Source organism: Paenibacillus sp. FSL R7-0313 (assembly GCF_037969885.1).
Taxonomy (GTDB): Bacteria; Bacillota; Bacilli; order Paenibacillales; family Paenibacillaceae; genus Paenibacillus.
Map to the genome: position 1 here is coordinate 933,671 of NZ_CP150219.1, position 24,474 is coordinate 958,144.

Below are 24,474 nucleotides of genomic sequence, written 5' to 3' on the forward strand. Positions count from 1 at the left end.
TCTCTGTCTTCAGTCAGCGCTCAGGCCTACCCAAGGATATCACTTCACGCTCGCTCTGCGAATGTCTGCTTCGGCGATATGCACTTGGTGACATTCCGTTCTGTTTGTTGAAGATGCGGTTGAACTGGGAAAAGCTTGTGAACCCACACTGTGCAGCAATATCTGTGATTTTCTCACTCGAATTCAGCAGCAATTGCTGGGCATTCCGAATACGCGTCATCTGCACATACTCCGTGAAGGTGAAGCCGGTAACCTTATTGAATTGGCGAGACAAGTGATGGGCACTTACATAAAAGCGCTTGGATACCTCATCCAGAGATAAATCCTGCTGATAATGACTATGAATATAGGATGCAATGGCATACATACGTCGGGACATCGATGATCCTGTCTCTTCACGCACATACCCGTTCTCTGCCGAATAACGATGAAGGGCACAGAGAAACTCCATGAACTTGCTATGAATCATAACCGATTGAAGTGCAGAAGGATGCTGCGATATAGCAAAAATATCATTGATCGGCGCGAGGACTTCCTTGCGTCTTTCTTCTGTAAATCGGAATATCGGAATGGGTTCATCAAAAATCGAAAACAGCTCATTGTAATCGTTCTCAAGACCAGGTGTATTACGTGGCATGGCAAAGGTGATCATCAATCGTTTCGGCGGGGCACCCTTCGGATATTGCGTTTTATGCAGCAAAGAAGGTCGCAGCAGAACGATATCCAGAGGCTGGATATCATATAAACTGCCTTCAATGATGTGCGCAGCTGTTCGATCCAGAAGAATACAGATTTCATAGAAATCATGGAAATGCTGAAACTCCATATTTAGATCATGAGAACGCTCGTCATAATCCAGATGATAAAAAAGCGAATCTCCAGGCTGGTTCACATGGACCGCATATCCCTGCTCGTATGCCAAAACCGATTGTGTCATGAACATGCCTCCATCCTGGTTCTAATGAGTTTATTTTAGCATGAAATGCAATAAAAATACGTTATTTTCAGCATACAATACGTAGTTTCGCCCATTTCTCTTTTGTTATGATAAAGTTGATATGTTAGCGCTTGCAATAATCTCGCTCCAACAACGACTACAGCCTGTACTTACTACAAACCAAGGTGGGAAACCAACATGAAAATGAATTCCTTGTATACTCGAATCCATACCATTGTTAAACACTTGGAACGTGCACGACTAACCTCAAAGACATATATCCCTGAGCTTTATCATAAAGAAAGTGGTTACCACTCCTGGGAACTGGTGCATGAGGACCCTTCCTCCTGGAACGTATTCCGTAAGGGTGATGGCTGGGGTGGCAAAGACGTACACAGCTGCTTCAAAACCCGCATTCAGATTCCGGATCATCTGGAGGGAAAAAAGGTCGTGTGTGCCATCGTCACTGGTGCTGATGACATCTGGAATTACGATAATCCGCAATTTCTGGCATTCCTCAATGGGGAATTGATCTGCGGTCTGGATGTGAATCATACGGAGATCGACCTGACATCCGCTGCGGCAAAAGGTGATGAATTCGAACTGGCATTATATGCGTATTGCAGTACTTCTGCCGCGGATGTTTTTCTGAATGTATATATTGCCGAGCATCATCAGCAAGTCTCCGATTTATATTACGATCTCAAGGCTGCGCTGGATGCTGCAGATCTGCTGCGTGAGGATGATCTGGAGCGGCTGAAGTTGATCGAACATCTGAATAAAGCCGTGAATCTGCTGGATTTGCGTCAGGAGAACAGCGCAGAATTCCATACTTCGGTACTGGAAGCGCGCCGATATCTGCAAGATCATGTCTATGGTGATATCCGCCCTGCTGGTGATCACATCCCTACCGTGCACTGTATCGGACACACGCATATCGATGTGGCATGGCTGTGGACGTTGGATCAGACTCGTGAGAAGGTCATTCGCAGCTTCGCGAGTGTACTCTACTTGATGGACAAGTTCCCGGAGTATACCTTCATGTCCTCTCAGCCCCAGCTGTATGCATACCTGAAAGCAGACTACCCGTCCCTATATGAGAAAATCAAGGAAAAGGTGGCCGAAGGCCGCTGGGAAGCGGAAGGTTCGATGTGGCTGGAGGCCGATTGTAACCTGATTTCGGGTGAATCCATGATCCGTCAGATTATCTACGGCAAACGTTTCTTCAAGGAAGAATTCGGTGTGGAGAACCGTGTTCTCTGGCTGCCGGATGTATTTGGTTATAGTGCAGCGATGCCGCAGATTATGCGCAAGAGCGGTATTGATTATTTTATGACAACCAAAATTGCCTGGAATGATACAAACCAGATTCCAAACGACACGATGTATTGGAAAGGAATCGACGGATCAGAGGTCCTGACCCATTTCATCACAGCAACAGACTATGACAAACATCCCGATTTCAGGCAGCGCCGATTCGAAACGACTTATAATGGACGGTTTAATGCTTCGCAAGTAAAAGGCACGTGGCAGCGATACCAGAACAAAAACATCAATGCAGATGTCCTGCAATGTTTCGGATTCGGGGATGGCGGCGGCGGACCAACCGAGGAGATGCTGGAGCATGGCAGACGACTTGATGTTGGATTGCCGGGTGTACCCGCGGTGAAACGTACCTTTGTACGCGAGTTTTTTGAGAAGCTGGAGCAAAATCTGGCGGATGTTCCTTCCGTTCCCCGCTGGTCGGGAGAGCTGTATCTGGAGTATCACCGGGGTACCTACACGTCCATGGCACGCAACAAACGGTACAACCGTCATAGCGAATTTGCGCTGGCCGATGCCGAGCTTTATGCCATGATTCATCGTCAGGCAAATGCACAGGCGACCTATCCAACCAATGCACTGGAGCATGCATGGAAGCTGACGATGCTGAACCAGTTCCATGATATTCTCCCGGGCAGCTCCATTGAGCAGGTATATGTGGATTCCCAGGAGCAATATGAAGAAGTTCTGCGTGTCACAGATGAGCTGAAAGACAGCGCACTGAACGGCATTGCCAGCCGAATTACATCTGATGGCGAAGCCATTGTGGTATTTAACACCACCGGATTTGTACGCACGGATGTGGTTGAACTGCCTGCTTTTGCAAGAAAAGTAACCGTCTACGATGGAGATCACCCTGTACCAAGCCAGCGAACTCCCGAAGGCGGACTTGTGTTCCTTGCAGAGAACGTGCCTGCATCCGGGTATAAATCCTTCCGAATTACACCGGATCTGACAGACGAGCTTGTCGCGGGGGTATCGGTTGTACAGTGGGAAGCAGATCAGCGCCACATCCATACACCTTGGTATGATATTCAACTGAATGAAAGTGCCGAATTCACATCCGTTTGGGACAAGCTGGAGGGCCGTGAGCTTCTTCAGTCTGGCAAGCGCGGTAACGTGCTGCAAGTGTTCGAGGATCGACCTGCGGAATACGAGGCATGGAACATTGACGATTATTATGAACAGCATATGTGGGAGATTAACGACCTGCTGTCGCTGGATTGGGTTGAAAGCGGGCCGGTACGTTCCGTGCTTCAAGTGAAGCGACAGTTCCTGGACTCGGTCATTGAGCAAACGATCATCTTCTACGCACATACACGCCGGATTGATTTCCGTACGTTTGTGGATTGGAAACAGGAACATTTGCTGCTGAAAGCCGCCTTCCCGCTCGATATCTGGAGTGAGAAAGCGGTCTACGAAATCCAGTACGGCAACGTTGAGCGCGCTACCCACCGTAATACGAGCTGGGATCAAGCCCGGTTTGAAGTATGCGGACAGAAGTGGGCCGATCTGGCGGAGAACGGGTACGGTGCTGCTCTGCTGAACGACTGCAAATACGGATATGATATTCATAACTCGGTGATGCGACTGTCACTGATCAAGAGCGCAACGTACCCGAATGAAAATGCCGACAAAGAGCAGCACGTATTCACCTACGCGCTCTATCCGCATCAGGGCGACTTCCGTGAAGGACGTGTCATACAAGCTGCTTATGATCTCAACCGTCCGCTGGTTGCTCGTGAGATTGCATCGCAAACCGGTACGTTGCCGGGAACATGGTCACTCGCATCGGTCGATCAGGATAATGTCGTGCTGGAGGTTATCAAAAAAGCCGAGAACAACGATGATATGATCATCCGTCTCTATGAAGCACACGGCCGCCGCAGCCGTGCTTCCCTGCAATTGCCTGAGGGAGCAGGTACAACGGCGTACGCGTGTGATTTGCTTGAGAACAACGAAGTGGAATGCACCGTGGAAAATGGTCGGATTTCTTTTGATATCAAACCGTATGAGATTCTGACCTTCCGGATTCCGAGCGTGTAGCCGGCATTTTTCGGTGAATATGTAGCATAGCCGTTCATATTATGGGTGCTTCTTGTCATGGCTGACAAGGGCACTCTTTTTCTTTTTACCAGACTGCCATCCCTAGATATACAAAAACACCCCCGGAATATCATCGGTAGAGCCAGAAGGCTTTACCATGTTTATTCACAGGGGTTTCTGATCACCGATGGTAGATTATAGAGCAACCAACTTAGCCATCGGATACGTCATTCTTTAAAATTCTTCATACTCGCTTGGATCTTGATCCCATAACCGTCCATCAGGACGATTAAATGCAGAGATGACCTGCATCTCTTCTGTGCTCAACTCAAAATCGAATATATCGATATTTTCCTGCTGATGCTGCAAGGAGCCAGCTTTCGGAATGGGAATGGAACCTAGCTGAACATGCCAGCGCAGAATGATCTGAGTTGGCGTTTTGCCATGCGTTTCCGCAATCCGAAGAATGTTCTCATCCTTCAGAATATCCTGTACGGCATCATTGCCACGTCCAATCGGACTCCAGGATTCGTTCACGATGCCATGCTTCGTATCCTGTTCCCGCTGATCGGATTGGTCGAAGAATGGATGCAGCTCAATCTGATTCAGACTCGGCGCTATCCCCGTTTCCTTAATCAGGCGTTCATTGTGCTCAGGCAGGAAGTTGCTGACTCCAATGGATCGGATATATCCACGTTTTTTGGCTTCGATCAGCGCTTGCCATGCCTCGACATACATGTCCTTCTTCGGATTGGGCCAGTGAATCAGATACAGGTCGTAATAATCCAGATCGGCTCTGTACAGGGATTCCTGGATCGCCACAAGTGCTTTATCATGAGCGTGATAACGACCCGGCAGCTTCGAGGAAATGAGCAGTTCTTCTCTGGCGATGGAGCTTTGCTTGATTGCTCTGCCCACGGTTGCCTCATTCTCATAGTTATACGCCGTATCAATTAATCGATAACCCGCATCCATTGCGGACGCAATCGATTTAACGCCTTCTTCACCTTTTAAACTATAGGTACCAAATCCAATTGCAGGTACTTTCAAGCCATCGTTCAATGTATATTCCGGAATATGATTCATGTGAGAACTCTCCTTTGCCAAAAGGTTAGATTATCGTTCCGAGATTAGACTGTTAGAAATTGATCGTCCTCTCGTTATTCTACCCCTCCCAGTGGGCTTGAATCAATTTGGCATAAGAGAGACTACAAGGTATTGGACGTTCTATTCGTTGTTTCCGACCAGTATATCAACAATGATGTCCAGCTGTTGCTCTACCGAAATGGGGTCACTGAGCAGAAACTCGTCGAAATCAATATTGTAGACCTTATTCGCTTTCCCTGCTGGCGATTGCTCAATCAGTTTCTGTACATCCTTGAGTTTATCCTCCGCCCCGTCATTGACAGCAAGGAATAACCGGTCACCAATAAAGTCAGGAATCACCTCAGAAGAAATTTCCCACGTCTCACCTTTGATCACGTCTGTCTCTACCTTGGCGGTTGGCTTCAACCCGAGATATTTGTAGATGATATTGCCTCCCATATTGGTATCCCCGTATACAAAAAGAGCATCTGGACGTACGTTTAATATGGAGAACGTCTCATCGGCACCTACATAAGGGCTAATTTTTTCTTTATACTCCGCGATTTTGGCCTTGAATTGCTCGTTCCATAACCGCGCTTCTTCTTGCTTCCCAAGAATATCACCAAACATCTCCACATCTTTAATCGGGTCGTTGTACTGCTCGACAACAATGGTTGGAGCAATCTGACTTAGTGCATCATACCCGCCTTCCACAGCCTCCACAAATGCTGCCGTTGTAACAATCAGATCTGGCTCCAGTGACAGAATTTTCTCGGCATCTGGCGGAACACCCACATCTGCAATACCGGAAGTATCACTTATAAGTGGATTATCTAAAATAAATGTCGTTGTGCCAACCGGCTTCACCCCAAGCGCCATTAACTCACCCAAGTGATAAAAGCTGACGACTCGCTGTGGATTCACAGGAATCTCGGTTTCGCCTTTCAGATGTTTATACATCCGCGTTTCCGTAGCTGCGCTGTCTGTAGTTACAGCAGTAGTCGTATCTGATGAAGCTGGCTGGGAAGCCGCTGCTCCTGAAGTACTGCTTGTCTGGCATGCACTTAGAAGCAAGGATGTACATAGTAACATCATCGCCCCAAAGGCCGGTCGTGAAAATCTAAACATGGATGTGTCCCCTTCCCTAATCCGTTGATAATAAGTCTCATTCTCATTATGAGAAAAGGATTTAGGGGTTACAATAGACGATTCTAACCCGCGCAATGGATTATACTGAACCTGAATCTTTTGCCGATGTTCCGCACGAAACTGAAGTGGCGATAAGCCGGTATGCTTTTTGAACAAGCGACTGAAATAATACACATCTGCATAACCTACGTTGCTCGCAATCTCCTGGATACGGGCCTCGGATCTTAGAAGGTATTGCTTTGATCTGTGAACACGCACATGAATGAGATATTCAATGGGTCCTAGTCCAATCTGGTTTTTGAACAAACGGGATAAATAGCTGGCGCTGCAATGGTATCTCTTGGCTAGTTCCTCGGCTGTAATCGGCTCACTATAGTGATTGTGAATGTAGTGGATTGCCTCAGTGACGATGTTGGATCTGCTGCCTTCCTTTTTGGCCGATGTCTGGATCTGTTGCCGCATGATCTCGTACACCAATGGAAGAAAGACCGATTGCGCCTGTAGCTTGTCTATCGAGGTTGGCTCTTGCCACAGACGGTTCATGGCTTCACACTTTTCCTGAACAGGGAGTATTGCATACGGGGCGAACCCATACGTCACTTGGAAGCTCTTCTGATCTTCCGGCGATGCACACTCCGCTGTATATAAAATCAGATAGCAGGCAAAGTCCTGATCCAGCGGTATAATACTCAGCTCAGCATCTGCTCCCCCATGTAGTATGTAGGGTGAACGGTTCTGGTAGACTTTTCCTGATATACTTACCCTAGCCTCTCCATGAGTAGTAATTAAGAAAAAGCTGGTATGCGCTACATAGTGATCAGGAACCGTTCCATGCTCCGCACGATAATACCGAATATCTAGCAATCTAACGGCCGTTCGACTCCACCGATCGATATGGGCTTCCCAATCCATACGCGTTCCCCCTACTTCTTCGTTCTTAAAATATGCCTATTATATCACAGACAAAAAGCCCTCAACCCAGATGGGTTAACGGCTTATGAATTGAAACGGCATATTGAAAAAAGGCAAAGCTGTTATGATGTCATATCTATCGTAATAGATAACTATGAAATAATTTTATCGCATCCATTTTTGAAATAAAATCCTAATACTCTCGCGCATATTGCTTATCCTCTTTCAGTTGCACAATGTCATGTCCGGTTGGATTCTGAAAGGCCCGCAGTCCAAATGTTGGCGCTACCGCGAAGATATGGTCAAAGATATCCGCTTGCACATTCTCATACACACCCCAGTTGATATCATTGCTGAATGCATAGATTTCAAGAGGCAGTCCGCGATCTTCCGGTGCTAGTTGTCTCACAATCATCGTCATATCCTTATTGATTTTCGGATGATTTCTCAGATATTGATGGATATATTCCCGGAACACACCGACGTTTGTGAGCTGTCTGCCGTTCACGTTGCTTTCGGTATTCACCTGGTGCTCCATATTATACGCTTGAATTTCTTTCAATTTTGCTGTGACATAATCAGTCAGGTAGTGGATTTTCTCAAATTCAGCCACCATCTCTTCCGTACAAAAACGGATACTGCTGATATCAATATAGATACTCCGCTTAATCCTTCTGCCACCGGACACCTGCATGCCTCTCCAGTTACGGAACGAATCCGAAATGAGGGCGTAGCTTGGAATCATCGTAATGGTTTTATCAAAATTCATAACCTTTACCGTGTTCAATGTAATGTCGATGACGTCACCGTCCGCATTATACTTTGGCATCTCGATCCAGTCACCAACGCGTACCATATCGTTCGACGATAGCTGTACACCGGCCACGAGGCCCAGAATCGAGTCTTTGAATACGAGCATTAATACCGCCGATAACGCCCCAAGTCCACTGAGGATAATGAGCGGGTTTTGTCCGATCAGGCTGGAGATGACGATAATGCCCCCGATAATGAACAGGACAATCTTGGCTACCTGAATATAACTCTTGATTGGGCGAATCTTCGACACCTCATAGGTACGATAGATATCATCGAAGACATTCAGCAGAGCATTCAGAACCGTAATCATGATAACAATCATATAGGTCATTGCTGATTTTTCAATCAAAGCCTGATAGGGCGGGAAAATATAAGCAGAATAATAGATTATAATGGCTGGCACAAGATGCGACAGCTTCTGAAATAAATTTTTTTGAACCACAATATGGCCCCACTTGAAACGGTTGTTACTTACGATACGATGAACCGTCTTCAGTACCACTCGCTTGGCAATCACATTTGCCAATATCGAGATCACTGCTATAAAAATAATCATAATGATGTTTGAAAGATAACCAATGGAGGGTCCACTCATGCCGAGTTCTTCTAGTTGATTTCTGATAAAGTCCATTGTTTCCTCCTGACATAATCTAGTTTAGCCTATTATTATAAAGTAGTTTGAGAGGGCAAGCAAAGTTTGTGCTTCCGCTCCGTTCTTCCTATGCATTATATTTAAAAAAGGACCCTGTCATTCAAAGAATGATGGGTCCACTTCATTATGTCGTCTTTTCATCATACTCACGAGAAATGTCTAACAACTCACTCACCGTTACCAAACGGTACCCTTCCCCAACCAGTTCCTCCACCAGCACACGAACCGCCTCCACCGTCTGGGAACGATTCCCGTACCCGTCATGGAATATGAGCACGCTGCCAGGTTTCACCGCAGACCGGCTATGCTCCAGAATGTGCTCAACGCCAGGATTGTCCCAATCCCTCGCATCACCGTTGACCGCACCAATCGTGCGATATCCACGCTCCGCTGCCAGAGACAGTATATCATCGTTTACGCCAAAATACGGCGGTCGGAAGCAGCGGGCAGGTTGCCCCGTAACTTTTTGAACAAGACGTTCTGCGCGTTGCAGCTCCTCCCCGGCTTCCTCCAGTGTCAGCTTGGTCAGGTCCGGATGCGTGTACGTATGGTTGGCGATCTCATGCCCTTCACGATGCACCTCCGCCGCAATCTCCGGGTGGTTCTCCATCTCTTGGCCAATCATGAAAAACGTCGCCTGCCCACCGGCACGCCGGAATATCTCAAGCACTTGAGGTGTGTACACCGGATGTGGCCCATCATCAAACGTGAACGCAACAACCTTTTCCCGAACAGACTCCTGCTCTACCATCGCAATATTGACCATACTATAATGACCCCTCTCTGCAACTGACTGGCTATATCCCCCTTATTATTCCATGTCCATACGCCGCGGTCCAGTCCAGAGATCACACCTTGCGAAATCCCGAATCAAGCCGATATCTACCAGAAAGAGAGCACAGCGAGCAAGCAGCAATCCCTTCTACCGCCACGCCCTCCAGTCCAGCCTCCAGCTAACCTTTGATCGCACCTGCGATCATGCTCTTCTGCACCTGTTTGTTCAACAGCAGATAGATGACTACCGTTGGCACCGTCGTAATCATCAGTCCCGCACCAATGATGCCCCATTGCGTAATGTACGTTCCCACCATCGACATCATGCCCACCGTCAATGTCTGGTAAGCCGTGTTATTGATAAACGTAACTGCAAACATCAGCTCGTTCCAGCAAGACAGAAATGTGAAGATCGCTACAGTTGATATGGCCGGACGCACAAGCGGCAGGATAATGGAGAAAAACGTCCGGTATATGCCGCAGCCGTCGATAACTGCCGACTCCTCCATCTCTCTCGGGATACCTTTGAAAAAGCTGCCCAGAATGAATACCGCCATCGGAATGCCAAATGCCACATAGGGAATGATCAGTGACCAGTAACTGTTGAGCAGGCTCAGATTCTTCAAAATAATAAACAATGGCAGCAGCGCCGCATGAATCGGCACCATCATGCCCAGCAAAATGAGTGTCATCGTGAACCCGCTGAGCTTCCAGTTCATTCTCGTGATTGCGTAACCCGTCATGGAGGACAGGATCAGTACCAAGACAATGGACGCCGCAGTAACCAGCACACTATTCATAAAATAGGTCAGCACATGGCCGTCGGACATTGCTTTGGTGTAGTTGCTCCATAGGAACGCTTTGGGCAACCCGGCTACATCACCGCTGAAAATCTCACTGTTATCCTTCAGGGAAAACAGCGCCAGCCAGATGAGCGGGTAGATCTGCACAATCGCAACCAGGATCAGAAACGCTTGCAGAAACACTTTCCCGATCGGTCCGGAGATGGACCTCGGCTTGGGCTTTTTTTGCGACATGACTTCTACGGTACTCATGCCTTTTGCCTCCCTCTACTCCGTTTTGAACAATGAATTAATGAGGATCGTACACACCAAACACTCCACAATGATGAAAACCGAGATCGCACTGCCATATCCGTACCGGAACGTATCAAAAATGGTAGCGTACATCAGTGTGCTCGGCACTTCAGTGGTGTAGAACGGTCCGCCTCCCGTCAACACATAGATCAGGTCAAACACCTTGAACGCACCGATGACGGAAAAAACAAGGCTTACCTTCAGAATTGGCTTCATCAGCGGGATCATAATGGACCACGCCGTGCGAATACGGGAAGCACCATCCATTCGAGCAGCTTCGAGCACATCCTGAGACACGGACTTTGCTCCTGCATACATCAGCAGCATGTGATACCCGACGTACTGCCACAAGGTCGGAATAAACGATGCAACCAAGGCGGTGTCCTTCTGCCCCAGCCAGTCCTGTGCCAGGCTGGATAAGCCAATACTTTGCAGCAGCACGTTCAGCAGGCCATAATCGGCATTGTAGATTTTTGACCACAACTGGGCAATAACCACCGTCGAGATCAACACCGGGATGAAATACACGGTCCGGTAGAAGCCTTCACCCTTGACGTTGGACGCCAGAATCAGTGCGAGCACCAGCGAAATTGGCAGTTGAATGAACACCGAAGCACCCGCGAATAACAGGGAGTTTTTGATCGAATTCAGCACACGGGTGTCTTTAAACATCTCTACATAGTTGTCCAGGCCGATAAATGTACCCCTGCCCACGCCGTTCCAGTCCAGCAGACTGTAATAACTGGAGACAAAGATCGGAATAAGCACAATGCCGCAGAACAGAAGCAGCGTCGGCAGTACAAAGACGGCTATCGTGCCTTTATTGGAAAATACAGAGTTCATTATTGTTCTCCTCTCAAAGGCGTGACCGGGATATTCCGGACCACGCCTTGTTTGGGTTCATCTTCATGATTAGAAGCGGTAGCATTGCAAGCTCACAAGGTCTATGCGCAAGATATTTACAGGCAATTTGCAAAGACTTGTAGTGTAAGGACCTAAGGCCTGTAAGCATTTAAGCTTGTAAGCTTGCACGCACGTATACCTGCCTACCTGTTTTCTATAGACTTAGCTCTGTTGGTTTGAGCTGTGCCATCTGTTTGCAGAACTCCTCCGGTGTTACATCGCCGGCAAGCAGCTGGGCAATCAGATTTTTGTGCGCTTCGGCAGACTCCGCAGGCAGAATGTTATCCCACCACGCGATGAATGAGGTCGCCGTTTTCATAATATCTGCCGCAGACAGATCAAGGGAGGACAGGCTGGATGTGTCGAGTGCATCGGTTTTCCAGCTTGGCAGACCCGCCCCAGCCAGAAAACCTTGTGTACCAAGCTGCTCACTCAGATACATGAGGAATTCCACGGCTTCCTTCGGATGTTTGGTATTCTGGTTGATGTAGAAACCATCGACGGCTCCGCCAAAGATTTCGGTATTTGTGCCTTTGCCATCCTCAAATACCGGGAACGGAATCACTTTCACTTTGCCTTTGACTGCGGAGGACGGGTCCTCAATTCCTGCATTCACCCAGTTGGCCTGGAACATCATCGCCCCGTTGCCTGCATTAAATGCCCCGAGCATCTCGTCATAGCTCATGCTGAACATGCTGCTGTTGAACGCTCCTGCTTGTGCAAGCTGCTGCATTTTGGTCGCGGCGGCAACAAAGTCGGGCGAATTCCACTTTGACGGATCTTTAAAAGCTTCCATCACCGCAGTATTGCCTGCCTGACGCATCGCAATAATGTCGTACCAGTACATGCCCGGCCAGCGATCCTTTTCCCCAATCACAGCCGGGGTGATTCCTGCCGCTTTCAGCTTGGTGACTGCATCCAACAGTTCGTTATATGTGGTCGGAATCTTGGCACCCGCCTGCTCGAACAATTCCGTATTCACGTAAAGGTTGGCGATATGGGTATACACGGGCAATGTGTAGATTTTGCCGTCCATATTGATGGCCTCCGCCATACCCGGCCCCATTCGTTCTTTGATATCGTCCGTCAGGTAACTTGAGATTTCCAGCACATTGCCGGATTTGATGTACGGCTGCATGAAGCTGCCGCCACCCATGCCATAGAACAGGTCTGGCGCTTCACCAGCTGCAATCGATGTTTTGACTTTGGTTTTGTACTGTTCTCCTGTCGTGCCCGTACGTTCAACCTGAATGTCCGGATGCTCGCTGTTCCATTTCTCAACAATCTCGGGCAGTAACTTGGCCGAAGGATCGGTATTGCCGACCGATTGATCCCACAGCGTCAGCTTGATCTTGCCGTTACTTTCCCCCTGTGCTCCGCCGGACGAACCGGATGAACATGCCACCAGACTGCTTACAATGCCCAGAGTCAGAATTAGACTTGCTGATTTTTTTAATAGCGCTTTCATCTCTATGGACCTCCCTATGCGTTTTAGTTGGTTCTAGCCCATATTTTAGGCAAACTGTGCTTTGTTCTCCATTTAGAAAACAGGCATCGATTTGTAATATTCGAACATATGTGGAAGTGGAAGTGCGTTTACGCTCAAACCATTTCTGCACTCCCCCACACTCCCCATTTTTGCATTCTCGTTTTTCAGGTTTTTACATTCCGATACTCATTCATGGATCGGCCAATATGTTTTTTGAACAAGACGCTGAAATAGTGTGGGTCCGGGATGCCTACCTGCTCCCCAATCTCATATCCTTTCATATCCGTCTGTTTCAGCAGCATTTCAGCCTTCTTCATGCGGAGTTGGGTCAGATATTCCACAAATGTCTGCCCGGTTTCTTTTTTCATCAGCCGCCCCAGATGGCCCGAACTTACGTAAAAAGCAGCCGCGGTGCTAGAAAGCCCTACTTCCGCATTGCCCATGTTCTCTTCAAGATAAGCCTTCACCCGGTCGATCAGATTACCTTCCTTGGCCTGTCGCTTGGCTTGTATGACATCCGATACGGTGCGGACATGCTGCTCCAGCATGCTTTTTAGTTCGGGCAGATGATCTGCTGTAAAAATGGCCGCAACCGCCTCTTTGTTCAATGCGTGCTCTCCCTCAATCTGTTGCTCTATGGCAGCACGCTGGCACTCCGTAACCACATCCATGGCTGCCATCCGAAACTGTGAAACGTCCGAAAACGGCACAGACAGCATACGCTCCAGCAACAATACGGCTTCTTCCCCCGCACCAACACTGACGTAAAATTGCAGTTGTTGGAGCAGCTGAGCATCCGAGTGGTAGGGCTTTTTACCGCCTTCGATGACCAGATCCTCGAAGCAAATGACCTGATTTTTTCCCACAAACGCCTGATAATCAAGTGCACGACAAGCTTCCCGGTATCCCACACAGGCCTTTCCCCATCCTGATTGCCATTGCCCAATCCCTACGGTCACATCAACTTCACACCCTTCGAGCTTAAGCGTATGTTGAAGTTCTTCCTGAAGCTGCTGTACCTGATTGGCAAATTCCGTATCCCCACCAAGTGAGAGCACAACTATCCGGTTATGCGAGTCCATGACGATAATCGTATGCGAATCCTGGGGATAAAAGGCCTGCACCTGCTTCATGCCTACCATTCGCAGCAGAATATGTATTTCCTCAACGGTTTGTGGATGGGCTTCTGTCTGATGCTGGCTTAATTGGGGCTGACCGTGTTGATGTTGTTGTTGCTGAGGCCCTCGTTGTACTTGGTATGTTTGGGGTGTTTGGTGATATGGTTCGGACAGATGTGGATATACCTCTGGTGCAGCTATCTTCGCTTGCGATACAGCAACCTCCACCTCCATTACTGCGATGCGCAATCCTGGTTCGCATGAAGAGATAGGAATGTCAAAGAAACGCGCCTTCTCTTGTAGTTCATCCTCAGGCATCACATCACTTAACCATTGATTTACAAACCTCTCCCTGAGATAAGGCAGGCTCTGCTTCATCTCCTCCCGCAGCTTCATCAGCTCGTACTCACGCCCCATCTCCTGCTCGATTGCCACTCGCAGCTTCGCCGTAACCTGTAATAACTCAGAAGCACGAATGGGTTTCAAAATAAAATCGGATATGCCCAGCTTCACACTCTGACGAGCATATTCAAATTCATCATGCCCCGTCACAACCACGATTTTTAAGTTCGGGTAACGTTCCATGAGGATGCCGCTCAGTTCAATGCCGTCCATCTTTGGCATGTATATATCCGTGAACACGATGTCTGGACGCAACAGCTCAACCTGATCCAAAGCCTCTTCAGCATCAGAGGCCTCACCAATGATGGCCATGCCTTGCTTCTCCCAATCGATACGCATGCGCAGCAGATTTCGGATGAGGTACTCGTCATCCACAATCAATACCTTTAGTGGTTCCACAGTCAATTCCATGATGCATCGGCTCCCTTCGGGATCGTTATGATAATGGTTGTTCCTTTTCCAACCTCGCTCTGCAGCTTGAGTCCATCTTCTTTATCATAAAAAATGCGAAGCCGCTCCATCGTTCCCCACAAGCCAAAGCTTGGATTGTGTTTAGAGTTAAAAGTAGGATTAGAAGGATTAGATGAGTTAGCAAAGTTAGATGAGTTAGAACGATTAGACCTGTTCACTTCTGTGGGTTGAATCTGCTTCACTTCTTCCTCGGACATGCCGACTCCGTCGTCAGTGATCGTTAGAACTACTCCCTCCTTGGATCGACGAGCTTGAATGCGTATCGTGCCTGGGCTGCCTTTGGGACGAATACCGTGATACAGCGAATTTTCCACCAACGGCTGGAGCACAAGCTTGGGAATCATCACCCGTTCACAGCCTGAATCGATATCGTACTGCACCTCAAATACACCGGGGTATCGTACCTGCTGGATCGTCAGATAATTGCGTACAATCTCAACCTCCTCGTGCAGTGTAATCAGCTCGCGCCCTTTACTGACACTCAGCCGATAGTAACTTCCGAGTGCTTCTAACAGCTCACATACCTTATCGTTCATGCCCGACATCGCCAGGGAGGTAATGGAATCAAGTGTGTTATATAGAAAATGTGGCTTGATCTGCGCCTGAAGTGTATTCAGCTCTGCTCGGCGGATCGTCTGCTGCTCCTGAATGATGCGTTTCAACATCTGCTCAATCTGCTCGATCATCTGGTTGTAACCTCCATATAGCTGTGCGAATTCGTAACTGTTCAGCTCAACCGTCACTTTGCGGAAGTTGCCGCTTGGCGCTTTCTGCATGGAACGAAGCAGCTTGTGAATCGGCTTAATGACGCTGCGCGAGATGATGAATGAACTGACAAAAAAGACCGTTCCGTTCACTGCCAGTAGAATCAACGCAAGCAGCACCATGGATTTATTACGGGTATCCGTAGCCCGGTATGGACTCATGCTGATAAATTTCCACTGATCATCACCAGCCGAACGATAAGTCACCGCATATTCCTGACCAGCCGATTGCAAGGTGATGAAGCCGGAGGATTGCTCTTGAAATGTTTGTGCTAACTTGGCCTGATTAGCCTCTAACATCTCGTACATCCCATCCTGTCCAGAAGCGGCAGATATAGGTTCGTCGGATACAGCAGGCACAGCCTTCTTTCCATCGGTAGCGTTGGTTGCGATCACCCGCTGATGCTCATCCAGAATGGCGACCTGAAATGAATCCGGTGCAGACAGGTTGGCATAGGCCTGAGCGATGGATATGCCCTTGATGTTCATGACCAGAAATCCAAGTGGAGACGTATCATCCAAATCCCGAATGAGTCGAATAAATGAGACCACCTCGTGCCCATCATTCTCCCCCGTCGCCGAGACCCCGCTGTCGTTGTTGCCGCTATTCAACCTGAGCAGATATCGTCCGTTGTGCTTCAGTGCCTGTTCGTACCACGGCGCTTCCTTCACATTTGCTTCCATAAACGTGGGCCATTCTTGTGTACCAACCGAGAATCGGTGCCCCGAATTATCGTAAATATAGACTGAATCGATAATTGGAACCGCTTGCATGAGATTGGTCAAATACGCGCTGACCTTGGACTGTGTCTGTAAATTGGAGTACACATTACCCTGCCGCAGCAGGTTCTGCAAGTTGGGATCGGAGAAAATCATTTTCGAATAATTGTTCACGTTCTCGATCATCAGATTAACGTTGGTCTCAATGGATGTAATTGTCTGCAGTGATGCTTCATTGATCTTTCGCTGCGCGTCATTTTCCGAGATTCGATTCAACACCAATGCACTGAACGCCACCGTTAGCAGAATAATGACAAAGTAGGCAAACGGGATTTTAAAAGCGAGTGTCTTGGGCTTGCGTTGAATGAACGCTTTGAAACGGGGAGTCCAATTCGTCTTCATTGCGCTGGTGTGCGCTTTTGCATTTGCGTTTGCTTCTGCATCGCTCTCAATATCTGATTGGGCTGTTGCTTTCACTTCTATTTTTCATCCCCTTCTGTTACTTCTCTTGCTTCTTCATCTGTTGTCGCATCTTTTGCTCTTTGATTCACTGTGACCCTCCTTTGGTTCCGATGTGTGATGGGTTTATCGGTTGTGATCGGATGACCTTGTTGTGATATCCACCACTCTCTCGGATTTTATACAATTGTATATTATAGGACTGTGTAAGGGGCAGGCTCAACTCTTTTTATCGCTTGGGGATGGCTTGACTGAGTGAAGTAGATTCAGGCTTTGGGAAGACAATTACTGTGAATGCTGTGGGTGAGGGCACCGTAATTGGAGCCGCAAGGAGTACTACTTTATAAAATGTTGGAGGTACAGATAATAAGTTGTGGTTTGTGCCGGATGGAGAGTGAAGCGGGGGACGCGAAGGATCTGAACACACAAAAGACGATGATAAACGTCTAGCTTGAGATGCGCATACTTTTGAGCAAGATTACAATATCTACGGGCATAATCTTACTACTTACAGAGTGCTGATCGAGTGATTAAGGTTGGGAAGTCCAATTATGGTCTTCTCGTATGATGAATTTAATTGGGGAAAGTGTCGGGGGCAAACTACCCGAGGGCAGGACAAGTACAGAGTTCGTTATGGTACGAAACAGCGAATCGTGATTAAAGCGAGAATTCGGTAACGCCTTTTTTGGAGGCATATTTCAGCGTGTAGCTTCCTTCTGTGCCATATGGCATCGTAGCGATTTGGATGCGGGTGTAATCCAGCCGACTCTCCCTCAGCACTTTTTTAATAAGCGCTATACTCCGATCCTCGTCCGTTACCACACAGAAAATGTTCATTACATATTCCTTCGGATCACCCACGCGGCTACCTAGATCACATCCATCCACCTCTCCCAACTCCGCCTGGGTCAGAACGGTTTCCAGATATTCCATCACCTTTTCCTTCAACCAATGATCTCGTTTGCTGCCCTGCGCGCTCTTCAGCGGATATTGCACCACAAGTCAGTATTTTTCATTCATTCAGCTTCACCAACCAATCTTTATATGATAGGGCATTACGTTATGTGCGGACACTTAGACGATAAGAGTTCATATCTCAGCCTTACACTCCTCCAGTTCAAAATGGGCTAGATCATTGACCTTACTGCTTTTTGGAATTGTACTGCCCTTCCATTTGCAGGATGAGGAACATGGTGATGTTTAATGAGATGGGAGCTTAACGTGTCTGCTGACTTTCTGCCAATAGCCACGATCTGAGCATCAGGATTCAGTTGCATAAGCTGTCTGGCAAATGGCAAACCATCCTCCAACTCTGCCAAAGTCGGTGTTCGATTCGTCATCCTGTTTTCAGAAGAGTGATAAGGATGAAAGGGATAGATGTTCCAAAATATAAAGTCCGTTGGTTTCCACCTTGAACTGGATAACACTTCACCCCATATAATAGATGCTGTCGGCTCTGCGAATCCATATAGTGCCTGACTCCGATTAGGTTTGACGATATTGGGCAGGCTTGTTCGGACACCCGGCTCACCTGCAAAAATCATCTGGTAATTCAACAGCGAGTGATTCCCGGTAACCATTCGCTCAGACGTCAAGGGCACACCGGAGAACCTCGCCCCTTGATATCCCACAGCTTCAGCAATAAAAATGTACCGAGCCTTGGACATTCTCGGTTCCAAATACCTGACCAAATGTTCCGAACGAATCTCCACCGCTTCGGGGCCGATATCATAACCCGTCACATAATCTCTTCAAGGATTAATCACATTTACTGGTGAGACATATGCTTGCACCCCTGCAACAAACTCGCGGATCTGCTGCTGCGTTTCGCTCATGCTTTTTGCCTCCTTTGGGAGATTACAGAGTATATCGGGCTTGCATCAGCTTATTTTACAAAGATTATAGCATAAACAGAAAAACCACCAACCAGACCGCTGGTTGATGGTGGATAGAAACTGTAGAAAACTATTGCGGTATAACTTCTTCCCACTGACCATTGGTGGTTTCTTTGTAGGTAAAAATGTTTCCATCAAACTTTCCCTGAATAAAGTTAGAACCCGCTTCTTTCCATTCCTTAGTAACAGATAGGACAACTTTAGAATTCTGTGAACTATTAAAATCGTATTTCCCTCTTGATAAATTAATCTCAAAGGCTACTGGATAAAAATCGTACCAGAATAGTTTGTCTGATTTCTCTCCCAGTATACCCGCATCACCACCTTTAGAGAAATGAGGACTGATGACTCGAAACCTGAACTCTAACCACTTTCTGGGATCTAAAGGAAATTCATAATGACTATCGGGCTCCACTATAATATATGACTTTTCAGGAACTGGGTGTTGAACTTGAACTTTGTGCTCGATTATTTCTTTGGATATTATTCGAAAAACCAAATATACCAATATGAATAGTATCGAAGTAATTACAGGTAATTTAGGCTTGTTCCTCAAAAAAACACTCAATCCAAGACCAATAATTAACGGAAACCATATCCATGGATCTCCCAATGTAATGGCTCCCATAATATATGACTTATCGCTAAGGGGATAGAATGCTGGTAAATCATGTCCCATATAGTCTAAAAGTAAGTGTCCAAACAAGACAGACAAAATAGAGGATCCCCAGATTAATTTGAAACTTGTCTTTTTATAGAATAATTTTGTCAAATATGCTATTCCTAAAACTAAAAAGGGTGTAAATAATACAGAATGGGACCACGGAGCTACACTTCTATCCCCAAAAATATCAGGAATTATTCCACACAGTGCACCCGAACATAAACATATCATAAGATTTTTCCATGTATCCCTTGGCAAAAAGCAGTATGCAATTACCGCCCCAAGAAGAGCATGTGATAGAACATGAAAAAACAAATATAAGTACGGATCCAAAATAACTACTCCTTTACTCTGTTATAGAATCAACATTGTGCTATGTAATGTTACACACTATAAAATTAGTTTTTCATAAAATAGACCCTGAGAGTCAAGCCTCTTCCAAAGATCTGCGGGGAGTAGTCTCTGTATGGATGTTACCTAATCTAATTTCTTAATATTAAATTCGAGCACAAATCAACGTAGGCTCCACAAAATAGAATCAACAAGCTATTAAAAATCCTCATAACAATGGATGGCCCGTATTTATTTTCTATTATCATAATTTGGTCTAGTTAAAGCAGGCTATAGATACCTATATACGTTTCAGAACCTAAATGTACCTGATATACTTCCTTAAAGCTTTTCGACCTATATATACCTCGATTCCCTCCATTTATATAATTTAGGTTATTATATCATAAAATAAAAATCCACCAACCAGAACAATGGTTGGTGGATTTTGCTTACTCTAATGGAGGTGAGGGGGTATCGAACCCATGTCCGAAGATAACGGCACAAAAGCTTCTACGGGTACAGTCAATGTTGTGGTGTCCCGTGTATCAGTAACCCACAAGAACAGGATTAGCCCACGCAGGTATGGACTCAACACAATAGATCAATTTACTCTGTATGATTTCTGCAACAATTAAAGGCTCGTATGTATTATCAATGATGATAACCTGATCTGCGATGGCTAGAGCCGGTTTAAGGTTCTTCAATGACTGGCCATATCGATAACGAATGTCTTCTTCTGCAATCCAATGTCCACCTTGTTCAACACGAGAGGCTACACGATCTATATGCATTTGAACATCTTCAAGACCGATATAATAAACGACAATTTCATACTTGTTTTCTTTTGCTATTTCCATATGTTTTAAAACAAATGATCCGGACAATGTCGTTTCAATAGCGAAGTTTACACCACTTTTAATGAGTGATCGGATTCTTTTTACAGCTTCCCTGCCAGCAGACAGGTCAGCACTGCGCGGATTCTCTGGCTTCAACTCTCTTGCAATTTGATCCGGATCAACCAGTTCACCAAGCCACTCTCTCATTTGCATACTGAGTGTACTTTTCCCTGCTCCATTGGTTCCAGCAAACACCGTCATGACTGGTCTGATTTCACTCATGATACTCAAACTCCTGGCGTTTCCCAGTAGCATCAAATATAATTTCAAATTTATTTCCTGCAGCATCTTCACGAACGCGTTTGTTATTCTTTATATAATATATAGAGGCACCTGATTCTTTAGCTTGTTTCCGTGCATGTTGATTTGCTTTTTTTAAAATTTCTTGGAGCTGTTCTCGATTTTCAACCATCTTGAGTCCCCCAATCTAAATTTATGTTTTATTATATCATAAACAGAAAAACCACCAACCAGAACACTGGTTAGTGGTGGATAGAAGCTGTAGCAAACTATTGCGGTATAACTTCCTCCCACTGACCATTGGTGGTTTCTTTGTAGATATGAAGGTTTCCATCATATTTTCCCTCAATAAAGTTAGAACCCGCTTCTTTCAAGTACGGATCCAAAATTACTACTCCTTCACTCAGTTAAAATTCTCACTGCGTGGATCAGCTGTCGTTGTATCACCCCGTTGCGATTTACCGTTAATACTTACACTTGTCTGTCTCACTATCCAGGTCAAAAGATTTCCAATAGAAATACCCCTTTCAGTTCTGAATCTAAAAGGGGTGGGACTAACCATCATCTAATACTCTAATATGGAAGATTTTATGCCATGAAGCTTAAAATATCGTCTTCTTGTTTCGTATCAACAGCGATTTTATTACGCTGAATTTTTTTGCAAGATGTACATTCATGTACAATTTGATATCCTTTTTTACTAGAATATTCGAGTTGAATGGGCTTCATTAATCCTTTACAACTACTTAAACGATCGCCTGGTCTATTGTCTAGGTGCTTAGAAAATAAGCAAATTGGACAATGATTTCTAAAGCTTCCGTTTGTTAATGGTTCAACATATGCATGACAGTTTTCACAACGGAAACTTGTATTTTCAGTTTTTCTACTCAACGTATCTTCCTCCAAGATGAATTATTTCATCTGAAGAAAGGGTTCCGTTTAGTTTTCCTATCACAAGATAGTTTCAGGCTTTTAAAGGGAAGTGACAAATTCACCGTCTTGTTTTGCAAAACGATTACTTCTAGTTCCTACTTCACAAAAGCATCTTTCATCTTTTGATCCGGACCACGATTGATTTTCAAGTTTTGTATCAACCACTGTAAGACGGACTTACTCCACCTTCCACTAGTAAGTGTTCACCTCTAATCACTGACAAAGGCATTCGTCCCCTAAAAGAACACGTTGGCTTTTATCCAGTAAGTGCATATAATTAGACTCCATTTCTTTGAGATAATAGTTAGTCCCATATTTAATTATAACAAAATATATTCTTAGTGAATATTTAAACAGACTATAAGCCATCACATCAACCGCACCATTCTTGTCCAAATCCACGACCGTTTCAACATTAATTAGCCTACTTTATCTCCTACAATCACAGCGGTATACTTAACAGGATACTATGAAACTTCAAAAATCGTTTTTTTCTGCTAGCTAGGTGATACGCTATCTCCTCTATGCCTGAGGTGAACAGAAGAAAATAATAAGCTGAACTAAGTAGAAGCCAGTTGCGGGGGAAACCTAAGGTGACATCAAAACTGATACTTACAGAGGGTACCGCCATGTACATCATCAGAGATATATCGTAATTGACGTCAGAGAACCCCGAAGCCCTAGAGCCAAAGCGCTTTACCCTACCACCACATATCCAAGCATGCAAAAACAGCCACCAAATGGTGGCTGTCACTGATACTACTAATGGAGGCGAGGGGAGTCGAACCCCTGTCCGAAGATAACGGCACATAAGCTTCTACGGGTGTAGTCACAGTTTTGATGTCACCCGAGTATCGCCCCGTAACCGGCTATACGTTGGGTCAGCCTGATTGTCTTCTTCAGCACACCCCAGGCGGAGATGTGACAGCGTATCCCACTACTAGTTAGCCCCTATCCCTGTCACATGGGCGATGCAGGGTAGAAGCACGCACACAGTTTCTTAGGCTGCGAAAGCGTAGTTTGTTTGTTGTTTGCCGTTTAATAGGCTTTAGCGTTGATAAAGCGGACGCGTCCCCACTACCCGCTACCCATGCTCGAACTATCCCCGTCGAATCCATAAACGCCCCCTCAATGAAGAAGGGCTCCAGGATTAATCCGTGAATACGGAGCAAAGGTGCTACACATCTTTTTCCTCCAAGGTAAAAAGATGCTTCTTTCAAACTCGGCATTCCTGTCTGCTACATGAGTAATCATAACACAGGACACATCACCGAAATAGTACAGATTGCTGGAAGACATTCCAGCATGCTGAGCATGTGTACAAGGTTATCCAATACAACAGGCTCAATCGTCTATATATTATACCGCGTCACCCATCGGAAGTAAAGTTTACCCAGATCGGATCACGAACAACGGCACCTAAGTATCTTACCCACGTTTCAGGCAAACTACGCAAAGGCTAAAAATTTTGATTCATCAACGCGCCAAGCTCCATGCTCCTACCGACTTTCCTTCAACACATATCAAAGGAAGTCACCACACAATACACTTCAGCTATTCACATCAAATCACCTTCCCCAAATACAAATAAAAAAAGCCCCAATCTTGCCCATTGCAGGACAAACCTTGAGACTCCTTAACTCGTACATCAATCTTTTATACACCTAAAGTAAAGCCTTCACACCCAGCGCTCCACTTAACGCGCAACCTTCTGCTTCTCGCGCAGTACCCGTTGGATATCACGTTGTGCATCCCGCTTCGCGGCAGTCTCCCGTTTATCATACTGCTTCTTACCTTTACCCAGTCCAAGCAAAAGCTTTGCGTAACCGTTGCGGATATAGATTTTCAGCGGCACAATGCTGTACCCGTCCTGTTTCGACAGCCCGAGAAGCTTGTGAATCTGCACTTTATGCATCAGCAACTTGCGCGTACGTGTTGGATCGAGCGGATTATTTCGGTTCCCTTGTTCAAAAGGACTAATATGCATATTGTGAATATGAATCTCACCGTTTCGAATCGTGGCAAATGCATCACCAATATTCGCACGGCCGTTACGAAGAGATTTGATCTCCGTTCCGGTAAGCACCATGCCCGCTTCATACGTATCTTCAATGAAGTAGTCATGGGAAGCCTTTTTATTCTGTGCGAGCACTTTACTCTGTCCATCATTCTTGCCCATGTCCTCACTCCTTCTCCGTAAAATAAGCCGGTACCATGCTCTATAGCAGCGCACCCGATGTTGCACCAAGGTACCACGTGCCAGACCCTAATTGTAGCAAGTACGGCTGTTAAAATCAAGAAAGAGGCGACCTCTGCCGCCCCTCCTCATTACACCACTTTCAGACTGTGCGAAACAACACACCGGCTGAAGTGACTATTTTCTCCAACGCTTAAC

General features: G+C 46.2%; 18 protein-coding genes and 1 other RNA gene. 1 reads left to right on the forward strand and 18 read right to left on the reverse strand.

What is annotated here, in order from left to right; genetic code table 11:
* Positions 1-13: 13 nt before the first annotated feature.
* The gene (locus NSQ38_RS04115; RefSeq protein WP_339787316.1) at positions 14-937 is read right to left on the reverse strand and encodes an AraC family transcriptional regulator; all 924 of its coding nucleotides are present in this window, start codon (positions 935-937) and stop codon (positions 14-16) included.
* Positions 938-1,135: 198 nt separating this feature from the next.
* Between NSQ38_RS04115 and NSQ38_RS04120 the strand changes: the two genes are divergently transcribed.
* Positions 1,136-4,306, forward strand: coding sequence for an alpha-mannosidase (locus NSQ38_RS04120; protein ID WP_339787319.1), 3,171 nt, complete (start codon positions 1,136-1,138; stop codon positions 4,304-4,306).
* A 234-nt stretch (positions 4,307-4,540) separates the two neighbouring features.
* On the opposite strand, the gene NSQ38_RS04125 is transcribed toward NSQ38_RS04120, so the two are convergent.
* The 17 genes from NSQ38_RS04125 to smpB all read right to left on the reverse strand — a co-directional run bounded on the left by NSQ38_RS04125 (position 4,541) and on the right by smpB (position 24,258).
* Positions 4,541-5,392 (reverse strand): aldo/keto reductase, encoded by an 852-nt coding sequence (locus tag NSQ38_RS04125; protein WP_339787322.1) that lies wholly within the window; start codon positions 5,390-5,392, stop codon positions 4,541-4,543.
* A 141-nt stretch (positions 5,393-5,533) separates the two neighbouring features.
* On the reverse strand, positions 5,534-7,453 hold the full coding sequence (locus NSQ38_RS04130; RefSeq protein ID WP_339787325.1) for an AraC family transcriptional regulator: 1,920 nt from the start codon (positions 7,451-7,453) through the stop codon (positions 5,534-5,536).
* Between the two features lie 193 nt (positions 7,454-7,646).
* The gene (locus NSQ38_RS04135; protein ID WP_339787330.1) at positions 7,647-8,900 is read right to left on the reverse strand and encodes a mechanosensitive ion channel domain-containing protein; all 1,254 of its coding nucleotides are present in this window, start codon (positions 8,898-8,900) and stop codon (positions 7,647-7,649) included.
* Positions 8,901-9,045: 145 nt separating this feature from the next.
* Entirely contained in the window at positions 9,046-9,687 is a 642-nt protein-coding gene (locus NSQ38_RS04140) for a polysaccharide deacetylase family protein (protein WP_339787335.1), read from the reverse strand.
* A 187-nt stretch (positions 9,688-9,874) separates the two neighbouring features.
* A complete protein-coding gene (locus NSQ38_RS04145) occupies positions 9,875-10,750 on the reverse strand; it encodes a carbohydrate ABC transporter permease (RefSeq protein ID WP_339787338.1) in 876 nt (291 codons plus the stop codon).
* A gap of 15 nt (positions 10,751-10,765) precedes the next feature.
* Positions 10,766-11,635, reverse strand: coding sequence for a sugar ABC transporter permease (locus NSQ38_RS04150; protein ID WP_339787341.1), 870 nt, complete (start codon positions 11,633-11,635; stop codon positions 10,766-10,768).
* 214 nt (positions 11,636-11,849) lie between these two features.
* Positions 11,850-13,163, reverse strand: coding sequence for an extracellular solute-binding protein (locus NSQ38_RS04155; RefSeq protein ID WP_339787344.1), 1,314 nt, complete (start codon positions 13,161-13,163; stop codon positions 11,850-11,852).
* A 185-nt stretch (positions 13,164-13,348) separates the two neighbouring features.
* Positions 13,349-15,115 (reverse strand): response regulator, encoded by a 1,767-nt coding sequence (locus tag NSQ38_RS04160; RefSeq protein ID WP_339787347.1) that lies wholly within the window; start codon positions 15,113-15,115, stop codon positions 13,349-13,351.
* A complete protein-coding gene (locus NSQ38_RS04165) occupies positions 15,106-17,136 on the reverse strand; it encodes a sensor histidine kinase (protein ID WP_339787350.1) in 2,031 nt (676 codons plus the stop codon). Before NSQ38_RS04165 ends, NSQ38_RS04160 begins: the two co-directional genes overlap by 10 nt.
* A gap of 639 nt (positions 17,137-17,775) precedes the next feature.
* Entirely contained in the window at positions 17,776-18,117 is a 342-nt protein-coding gene (locus NSQ38_RS04170) for a hypothetical protein (RefSeq protein ID WP_339787353.1), read from the reverse strand.
* Positions 18,118-18,245: 128 nt separating this feature from the next.
* On the reverse strand, positions 18,246-18,860 hold the full coding sequence (locus NSQ38_RS04175) for a uracil-DNA glycosylase (RefSeq protein WP_339787356.1): 615 nt from the start codon (positions 18,858-18,860) through the stop codon (positions 18,246-18,248).
* A gap of 223 nt (positions 18,861-19,083) precedes the next feature.
* Complete coding sequence (locus NSQ38_RS04180; protein ID WP_339787359.1) at positions 19,084-20,010, reverse strand: metal-dependent hydrolase; 927 nt, start codon at positions 20,008-20,010, stop codon at positions 19,084-19,086.
* Between the two features lie 545 nt (positions 20,011-20,555).
* Positions 20,556-21,128, reverse strand: coding sequence for a zeta toxin family protein (locus NSQ38_RS04185; RefSeq protein WP_339787362.1), 573 nt, complete (start codon positions 21,126-21,128; stop codon positions 20,556-20,558).
* Positions 21,121-21,318: a hypothetical protein gene (locus NSQ38_RS04190; protein ID WP_339787365.1), complete on the reverse strand. Its 198-nt coding sequence runs from the start codon at positions 21,316-21,318 to the stop codon at positions 21,121-21,123. The genes NSQ38_RS04185 and NSQ38_RS04190 overlap by 8 nt, the downstream gene beginning before the upstream one ends.
* 416 nt (positions 21,319-21,734) lie before the next feature.
* Positions 21,735-22,037 carry an RNHCP domain-containing protein gene (locus NSQ38_RS04195; protein WP_339787368.1) on the reverse strand — a complete coding sequence of 101 codons (303 nt, stop codon included), beginning with the start codon at positions 22,035-22,037 and terminating at the stop codon, positions 21,735-21,737.
* An 805-nt stretch (positions 22,038-22,842) separates the two neighbouring features.
* Positions 22,843-23,207, reverse strand: a transfer-messenger RNA (tmRNA) gene (gene ssrA, locus NSQ38_RS04200).
* Positions 23,208-23,775: 568 nt separating this feature from the next.
* A complete protein-coding gene (gene smpB, locus NSQ38_RS04205) occupies positions 23,776-24,258 on the reverse strand; it encodes an SsrA-binding protein SmpB (RefSeq protein WP_036674736.1) in 483 nt (160 codons plus the stop codon).
* Positions 24,259-24,474: the final 216 nt, after the last annotated feature.